The organism is Bradyrhizobium sp. (assembly GCF_017881085.1).
In the GTDB taxonomy this organism is placed as follows: Bacteria; Pseudomonadota; Alphaproteobacteria; order Rhizobiales; family Xanthobacteraceae; genus Bradyrhizobium.
Genome location: NZ_JADGRI010000240.1, coordinates 1 through 8,393 on the forward strand (window position 1 = coordinate 1; position 8,393 = coordinate 8,393).

Genomic DNA, 8,393 nt, shown 5'->3' on the forward strand with positions numbered 1-8,393 from the left:
GTCACGGGCGCCCCGAACGAATTGGCTGGCGCCGGTTCCGCGGCGGCGGCCAAGAAGGCTCAGCCGGCCTCGATGTCCCGCAAGGGGTTTTCGATCTAATCGACGAATTGGGCGCCGAATTCGCAGCCGATCCGCCAGGCCAGCTTGCATTGGCGCGGGCGGCCTTCGGACAGAATGATGGTGAACTCAGAGGGAATATCGATAAATTCCGCGATCACCTTCACGCCGCCATCCGATATGTCCGTGATCGTGCAGTCGCGCGGCAACGATCCCCCGAGTTGGATCTTCGCGAGCCGCCTGCAGAGATGACGTTCGCTTCTACGACGGTTCATCAACATATCGATCCTTCGCCTTCATCTGCACCGGTGATCCGGTATCCCAATGGCTTTCTTACCGAAGACTCGTTGGAAATTGCCTAGCGGGACCGCTCGCAATGTATCGGTTCTGTTTGAATTCCCTTTACCGGATTTCTCCGGCCCATCCCGAACTGCCGCTCGAAACGTCGGTAATCACTACGAAAACGCCGGATAATCGGCTTCGTCATACCCCGGCACGCTTCCAGGTCACCAGCGCTGGTAACCCTGAGGCGTTCCCGTTTTCCACCAAGTAAGCATATTCTTGCTCGAAACATATCGAGCCTCGGGGGCACGGCGTCTCCGGCCGACCACAAGATCGGCGCGATGCTCCCAACGTCCTCGCGAGCGTCTATAGTTGCCTGAAGAATTTGAGCAGCATCGCCCGTCGCGCCGACTCGCGGGCCATGCAGGCGGCGTGCATGGTGATCGACATCGATCCCTGGATCTTGTCGTCATAGAACTGGCAGGTCGTGTCGCGATAGGCCGTCCAGGCACGCTGCATGGCGCGCGCTTTGGCGGACTGGCCGTCATCCAGCGTCTCAAGCAGGCTCTTGTAATTTTCGTTGAGCAATCCGTCCCAGATCGAATTTTCGACGAGGTAACACTCCACCACAACCGATTTTTGGGCTTCCTCCGGTTTACCCATGCAGGGCTCGGCGACGAGATTGAACAGGCACTGCCGCTCGCCTTCATCCAGGTTGTCCGCGTACTTCGTCGCGCAATCGCGGAGGGCGGCGATCTCCTTTGTCGTCGGCTTGCGCGTCTGGGCCTCACTCGGGCCAGCGGCAAGACCAAGAGCCGCGATGCCGATCAAGGCAGCGATAAGCAGATAGAGCGGAGACTTCATTCGTCATTTTTCCCAATCGCGCGAGCAGCAACGACCCGTTGGTCGCCGATACAATTCACGGAGTTCAACCGGTCAAATCAAGCGTCGCGGTGAATCAGTTGCTCGCGGAGGCCTGGCGTCCGTTGGCGACGATGAAATAAAGGTTGCGCGTGTAAACCACGAGCCCGAGGGCCTGGCCGGCGATGAATACCGGATCCCGGCGATACAGCGCATAGACCAGCAGCAATGCGCCGCCGCCGATCGAAAAGAACCAGAACGCCACCGGCATCACGCTCCTGCGCGCACGCTCCGAAGCGATCCATTGCACCACAAAGCGCATGGTGAACAATCCCTGCGCCACGAACCCCAGAATCACCCAGGCATCGAATTTGATGACGAATACATCGTGCAGGTAGCTGGCGAGGTTGTTGAACAGTTCGGTCATAAGGTCACCTCGGTCGCGACAGGAGTCGGTTTCTTGCGGCGGATCAGCCACCACACGCCGGCGAGATCCATGATTCCGATCCATAGCCGGTCGAAGAAACCGTAATTTGACACGCCGGAACGGCGCGGCCGGTCGATCACGTCGACATAGACGATCTCGTAGCCCTCGCGGCGCACCAGCGCCGGCAAGAAGCGATGCAGCCCGTCGAAATAGGGCATCATAAGGAACACCTCGCGCCGGAACGCCTTCAGGCCGCAGCCGGTGTCGCGGGTGCCGTCACGGAGGATGACGTTGCGCACGCCATTGGCGATGCGCGACTGGATCCTCTTGAAGCCGGTATCCCTGCGGCCGACCCTCTGGCCGGCGGCTAGGCCGACGCGCTCGCCGCCATTTTCGATCGCCACGATCAGGTCCGGCAGGAACGCCGGATCATTTTGGCCGTCGCCGTCGAGCGTCGCCACGATGACGCCGCGCGCGGCGCGTACCCCGCTACGCACCGCCGCCGACTGTCCCGCGGAAGCGGCGTGACGGATTTGGCGCAGATGGCCGCGGCTCTTCATCTCGGCCGCAAGCCGCGCGGCGGTCGCATCCGTCGAGCCATCATTGACGTAGATGATCTCATAGGCCCATCGGCCATCGAGGGCGGTGGCGATTTCGGCAATCAGCGGGCTGATGTTTTCGGCCTCGTTGCGCACGGGGACGACGATGGAAACGGCCACCGCGGCTGGGTCAGAAGGAGGCAAATCAACGCTCGCGGTTTGAGTGGGCCGTCCACCGGTGACGCCTGCCGGCCGGCGGTTTTGGCGTCCGCTTCTTATGGGGCCGAGGCCCCGCGGGCAACCCTTTTGCGACGCCCCGGAACGCCCCGAAGCGGCACAATTTCGCCATCGCGATGGATCGCGAAACCGAGGCGGCGCGCGGCGAACCAGTACCGCACGGCCATGGCGCCGACCACGCCGATCAAGGCCCCCGCGACCACGTCGCTCGGATGATGGGCGAGCAGCACCAGGCGGCTGGCGGCGATCAGGAGCGCATAGACGATCATCGCCGCCCGTGCGCGCGGCCAGAGCGCGGATACTGCGAAAGCCAGCGCAAAGGCGGTGATGGCATGCGCCGATGGAAAGCTCGCATAGGCCTCGGTCCCGGCAAAGGGCGCGAAGTTGAAGGGGTTGGCCTGGCCTCCCACGAACGGCCGGCCGCGTCCGGCGACCCATTTTATCATTTCGCCGGCAAGCAGCGGCACCAGCACCGCGAAAAACACAAACTGCAGCCGCAGCCCAAAGCCGAGCCATTGCGCCCGTGAGGTTCCCCGCAAGGCCGCGGCTGCAAGTCCAACGGCCAGCATCATCGCGGCCAAAACCGACAGCACGTAGGTGTCCTTGCCGAAGTCGGTCAGGATGCGAACCGGCCAGAGGCCCGGCGTGCCGCGCGCCGGCATCAGGAGGATCTCTCGCGCATCCAGCCAAACCATCAGCGTGACGATCGCAGCACTGACGATCGCCGTGAGCAGCAAGCCATGCCGCGCCAATCTGCGCGCCGCCTCGGCACGCCGGGAGTGCGACGGCGATCGCACGAGTTGCCCGAGCGACAGCCGCACCAGCGCGAACAGGCCGGCAAAATAGCTCGAGGGATGACCGACGCCGGCCGGAGCGGACATCTTACTCCGTGCCTTCGGAACGGAAGATCGCTATCGAGATCGCTCTTCCTTGCGAGATGTTATAGCCGTCGACGCGGGCGGCGACGTTGTAGCGCAGCCCGATGGCTTCGGCGCGGGCCGCAAAGCCGCGCTCGGAGCGCTGCTCCACCAGCGCGAAGCGGCAGCTGCCCTGCCCCAGAAAATCCGCGGCGCCTGAACCGTCCGTCAGCAATGTCTCCGTGCCGGTCATGAACACCAGGCTTGGCTCGTGAAAACCCGCCGCGGCGGCTTTGGGCCCGACGCAGACCACGTTGCGCAGCGCGTGCGCGATCTCCGCGCTCGGAAACACCGGCGTCAGCGCCGGCACCACGACACCATAAACGGCAAGCGCCAGAAACATCGCCGCGGCCACGGCGTTCAGCAGCGAGCGTTCGGCGCGGTTGTCGTCGTAGAGCCACCACGCGAACAGCCCGAAGATCATCGCCGCCGCCACGAACGGCCACGCCAGGAACACCGGCTGGCGCGTCAGCGTGATCGCACCGACGACCGCAATCACCGATGTAGCCGCCGGAATGGCAAACCACCAGGCGGCGCCGCGCCGCAACCACGACCGCGACAGCACCCGCCGCTCCAGCGCGCCCACAGTGAGGATCGCGATCGCCGGATAGAGCGGCAGCACGTAATGCGGCAGCTTCGTCAGCACCAGTTCGAACACGATCCAGGACGGGACCAGCCACGCCAGCAGAAACTGCGCGCCGGGCTCGCGCCGGGCCCGCCAGACCGCCGGCGCCGCCATGCCCGCAAGCGGCGCGCCGGGCCAGAACGTCACCCAGAACAGCAGCAGATAAAATCCGGGCGGCGCGCCGTGGGATTCCTGAGCCGCGAGCTTGCTCAACATGTCGCCGCCGATGGAGTCCGCGAAGAAGGCGTCGCCGGCGCGCCAGAAGATCGCGATGAACCAGGGCAGCACCAGAACCAGCATCCACATCAGGCCCCATAGCGGCCGCAGCCGCCACAGCCACGCCGCCGATCGGTCGAGGATCGCCAGCGTGCCGACGGTGAGCACGACGAACATCAGGATCAGCGGTCCCTTGAGCAGGATGCCGCCGGCCAATGCCGTCCAGAAGATCAGCGGCCACGACCACGGCGGACGCTCGGGATCCTCGCCGCGCTGCCAGGACAGATAGACCCGGGCCAGCGCGCCCATCGCCGCGACCACCGTGAGCAGCAGCATGGCGTCGGTCTTGGCGAGTCTTGCCTCGACCCCGAGCAGCACCGAACTGCCCATGACGAGACCGGCGAAGACGGCGCCCCGGCGGGTCACGAAGGCCAGCGCCGTCCAATAGGTCAGGAGCACCGCGCCGATCGCGCCGATCAGCGAGGGCACCCGGTACAGCCAGATGCGGACCTGCGCGCGCGGCAGGCCGAGCGCAGAGGCGGCCTCCACGCTCGCTGCCTGCAGCCAATAGATGCCGACGGGCTTCTTGTAGCGCACTTCGTCCTGGAAGCGGATATCCACGAAATCGCCGGTCTCGACCATTTGCTTGGTCGCCTGCGCGAACCGCGCCTCGTCGCGGTCGATCGGCGGGATGTTGAAAAATCCGGGTACAAAAAGCACGAGGCCGCAGAAAATGAGGAACGCGACGGCGCGAATATGGCTGCCCGAGACAAAGTCGATCGCGCCGACAAACCTGCTGCCCGGATTTACCCGGTTCTTCGGCTCGCGCGGCTCTCCAAATCGGGGGCGGGCATAGGTCTCGACCATCGGCTCCGCATACGCCGAAACCGCTATCCCGACAACCGCTTAGCGTCCCCCTATTGAATTCGGATGACAACTGTGTCCGCCGCGCCCGTGGCGTCGATCACGGTCAATCTGGCAAAACCCGGGCCGGGCGGATCGACCAGGCGCTGGCGCCGGCCATCGATTTCCCCCACCGAAACCCCGTTCACCAGCATCGTCAGCGGCAAGACCCCGCCGGCGACCCTGACCGGCATCGCGGAAGCTTGCGCGCCGCCCGAACTGGCAATTTCGATCCGCGAGCCGTTCAGCGGGAACTGGATATGCGGGGCCTGCTCGCCGCCGGTCCGGACCAGTTCCCCCACGGGGCGGAACCGCCGCAGGGGCAGCGGAAGCTTGCCGTTGCTGGCCACCAGCGTCCCCTTGGGCGGCTTCGGCAGCGCGACCGGCAGTTTTCCGGTGCGGGCGAAGGCATCGAACAGGATCGGCGCCGCCACGGCGCGGCCGACCAGGCCGGGCACCGGCGCCCCGTCGGGACGTCCGACCCAGACCCCGATGGTCATGCGGCCGTCGAAGCCGATCGACCAGGCGTCGCGATAGCCGTAGCTGGTGCCGGTCTTGAACGCGATCCGGTTATGCGGGGCGTTTTCGGGCGGCGGCGAGCCGATCAGCACGTTGCCGACCTGCCAGGCCGCGACCTGGTCCATCAACCGCAGGGAATCGCGCGCGTCTTCGCTGGCGATCTCGCGCAACGGCGTTGTGTTGCCGAGCCGCGCCAGCCCGCAATAGAGCTGCACGAGATCCTGCAAGGTAACGCCGACGCCGCCCAGCCCCATCGCGAGCCCCGGCGCTTCGTCCTTCGGCAGCACCAGATTGGTTCCGGCCTGCCTCAACCGCGACGTCAGGCGGCTGGCGCCGACGCGATCGAGCAAGGCGATGGCGGGCACGTTCAACGAGAGCTGCAGCGCCTTGCGCACCGGCACCGTGCCCTGAAAGGTCATGTCGAAATTTTCCGGCGCGTACGAGCCGAAGCGGATCGGCCGGTCGTCGATCAGGCTTTCCGGATGGACAAAACCGTCTTCGAAAGCGAGCCCATAGATGAACGGTTTCAGCGTCGAGCCCGGCGAGCGCACCGCACGGGTCATGTCGACCTGCCCTGCCCGCCTGTCGTCGAAATAATCCGGTGAGCCGACCCGCGCCAGCACCTCGCCGCTGGCATTGTCGACGGCGAGGATGCCGACGGAAATATTCGGGCCCAACGCCTGGGCGCGGTCGCGCGCCAGCGCTTCCAGCACCTTCTGCAGGCTCGCATCCAGCGTCAGCCTGATGACGTCGGTGTCTTTCACGGTTGCCATCGCGGCATCGGCGGAATGCGGCGCGAGGATCGGCATCTGCTTGCGCAACCCCGGCACCGGCTGCGCTTTGGCCTGCGCCGCATCCTCTTGCGACAGCAGATGCTCTTCGACCATGCGATCGAGCACGCGGTTGCGCGCCGCGCGCGCGGCGTCGGGATGGCGATCGAGCCTGCGGGTTTCCGGAGACTGCGGCAGCGCCACCAGCAGCGCCGATTCCGCCAGCGACAACCGCTTCGGCTCCTTGCCGAGATAGGCGATCGAGGCGGCGCGAATGCCCTCGAGATTGCCGCCATAGGGCGCCAGCGTCAGATAGAGGTCGAGGATCTGGTCCTTGGTCAGTTGCCGCTCGATTTCGAGCGCGCGGACCATCTGGCGCAGCTTGGCGTGGACCGATCGTTCCCGCCGCGGCTCCAGGAGGCGCGCCAGTTGCATGGTGATGGTCGAGCCGCCGGACACGATGTGGCCGCGGGTCAGAAGCTGGAACGCGGCGCGTCCCAGCGCCAGCGGATCGACGCCGGCATGGGAGCGAAAGCGCCGGTCTTCATAGGCCAGCAACAGCTTGAGATAACCCGGATCGACGCTGTTTCTGGCATCGACCCGCAGCCGCCAGCGGCCGTCAGCCATGGCGTAAGCGCGCAGCAGCTTGCCGTTGCGATCGACGATCGTGGTGGAGACTTGCCGCGTTTGGGCCAGCGGCAACGGGCCAAGCGAGATGGCCCACGCCGCGAAGGCGCCGAACATAGCGACAATAGCTACGGCGATGCCAACGACGATGCGGCCCGCGCGCCGTTTCCTGACTCCGTCATGTGGGCTGTGCCCGCTCATTTCGCCGGACGCACCTCGACTGATCCGGTGCCGCTGCGGCCGTAGCGCGAGGGGTTGTACATGTCCTCGACATAGGCCTGCGGCAGCACGTATTTGCCGGGCGATACCGCGCGCACCACATAGGCCACCGTAAACACCGCCTTGTCGTCGGCGGCGCGATCGATGGCGGCGGTGAAGCGATCGTCGCGGAATTCGGTATTTTCCGGCTCCTCGCCGTCCTCGATCCAGTCCAGCGTACCGGTATCACCTGACGACACCAGATGCGGATTGTCGATCTCTAGGCCCGCCGGAAGATAATCCGACACCATGATGTGCCCGTATTCCGGTTTCGCCTCGGTGATCTTCAGCACCACCGCGAAGCGGTCGTTCTGCCTGGCCTTCGAGATATCGACCGGCTTGCCGTCGAGCGTGAAAAAATTGCGCTCGACCTTGAAGCCGTTCGACGCTGCGGGCTCCGGCGTGATCGGCGCGCCGCTGACCGAAACCACCGCCTGCACCGCCGCGTCCCCGGTGTTGGTGATCTTGATCGGCTTGCCCGCCATCTCGTCGGCCTTGTAGCTGCGATAGAGCGCCGCCTTCACGGCTGAGCCATCGAGATCGAGGCTCATGGTCTCCTTGGCCAGCGCCCGCGAGGCCAGCACCAGCCAGGCATTCTCCTGGGTCGAGGTGTAAGGCGTCAGTCCGCGTGCGACTTCGACGCGGGCCACCGCCTGCGTCAGCGTCGCCTTCGGAGCGTTGCCTTCGCTCGCCAGCGAAACCAGCGCGGCGGCGTCGCGCAAGGCGCTGCCATAGTCGATCCGGCCGAATTCCAGCACCGGCTTCGGCGCGAGGCTTTCGAGTGCTGCGGCATAAACCCGCTCCGCCCTCGCTCTGTCGCCGACCAGCGCCAGCGCCGCCGCCAATTGCGATTTTGCGATCGGCGTCGCCAGATTGTTCAATTTGGTGTCGGCGAGATAACGCAGATCCCCGATCGGCGCGGCGCCATTGCGGGCGAGCACGTAGAGGCCGTAAGCGAGATCGCGCCCGCCGTCCTTTTCCGGCTCGTTGGCGTTAACCACCGAGTTGCGGATGCGGTCGAGCGCGCTCTTGAACAAGATATCCGGCACCGCAAAACCCTTTTCGCGGGCGCGGGTCAGGAAGTCCGTCACGTAGGCGTCGAGCCAGGCATCGTCGCCACCGGCCGACCACAGCCCGAAGGAACCGTTCGAGCCC

Annotated in this window: 7 protein-coding genes and 1 pseudogene; all 8 read right to left on the reverse strand. The window is 65.5% G+C overall.

Annotation, left to right across the window (positions count from 1 at the left end):
- Positions 1–95: 95 nt before the first annotated feature.
- On the reverse strand, positions 96–338 hold the full coding sequence (locus QZ213_RS20180; protein WP_365885079.1) for a PilZ domain-containing protein: 243 nt from the start codon (positions 336–338) through the stop codon (positions 96–98).
- Between the two features lie 367 nt (positions 339–705).
- Complete coding sequence (locus QZ213_RS20185) at positions 706–1,170, reverse strand: lysozyme inhibitor LprI family protein (RefSeq protein ID WP_291687862.1); 465 nt, start codon at positions 1,168–1,170, stop codon at positions 706–708.
- Between the two features lie 127 nt (positions 1,171–1,297).
- Entirely contained in the window at positions 1,298–1,627 is a 330-nt protein-coding gene (locus QZ213_RS20190) for a lipid-A-disaccharide synthase N-terminal domain-containing protein (RefSeq protein ID WP_291687863.1), read from the reverse strand.
- Positions 1,624–2,346, reverse strand: a complete 723-nt coding sequence (locus tag QZ213_RS20195) for a glycosyltransferase family 2 protein (RefSeq protein ID WP_291687864.1) — start codon at positions 2,344–2,346, stop codon at positions 1,624–1,626. Before QZ213_RS20195 ends, QZ213_RS20190 begins: the two co-directional genes overlap by 4 nt.
- A gap of 95 nt (positions 2,347–2,441) precedes the next feature.
- On the reverse strand, positions 2,442–3,284 hold the full coding sequence (locus QZ213_RS20200; RefSeq protein ID WP_291687865.1) for a phosphatase PAP2 family protein: 843 nt from the start codon (positions 3,282–3,284) through the stop codon (positions 2,442–2,444).
- A gap of 1 nt (position 3,285) precedes the next feature.
- Entirely contained in the window at positions 3,286–5,028 is a 1,743-nt protein-coding gene (locus QZ213_RS20205) for a glycosyltransferase family 39 protein (RefSeq protein WP_291687866.1), read from the reverse strand.
- Between the two features lie 50 nt (positions 5,029–5,078).
- Positions 5,079–7,097, reverse strand: coding sequence for a penicillin-binding protein 1C (pbpC, locus tag QZ213_RS20210; protein WP_291687867.1), 2,019 nt, complete (start codon positions 7,095–7,097; stop codon positions 5,079–5,081).
- 80 nt (positions 7,098–7,177) lie between these two features.
- Positions 7,178–8,393, reverse strand: a pseudogene (locus tag QZ213_RS20215) (alpha-2-macroglobulin family protein); the annotation flags it as partial.

What these genes read in the sequence shown, in the direction of transcription:
- QZ213_RS20200 (WP_291687865.1), bottom strand. Translation starts at nt 3,284, where the DNA reads ATGTCCGCTCCGGCCGGCGTCGGTCATCCCTCGAGCTATTTTGCCGGC.
- QZ213_RS20190 (WP_291687863.1), bottom strand. Translation starts at nt 1,627, where the DNA reads ATGACCGAACTGTTCAACAACCTCGCCAGCTACCTGCACGATGTATTC.
- QZ213_RS20180 (WP_365885079.1), bottom strand. Translation starts at nt 338, where the DNA reads ATGTTGATGAACCGTCGTAGAAGCGAACGTCATCTCTGCAGGCGGCTC.
- QZ213_RS20205 (WP_291687866.1), bottom strand. Translation starts at nt 5,028, where the DNA reads ATGGTCGAGACCTATGCCCGCCCCCGATTTGGAGAGCCGCGCGAGCCG.
- pbpC (WP_291687867.1), bottom strand. Translation starts at nt 7,097, where the DNA reads ATGTTCGGCGCCTTCGCGGCGTGGGCCATCTCGCTTGGCCCGTTGCCG.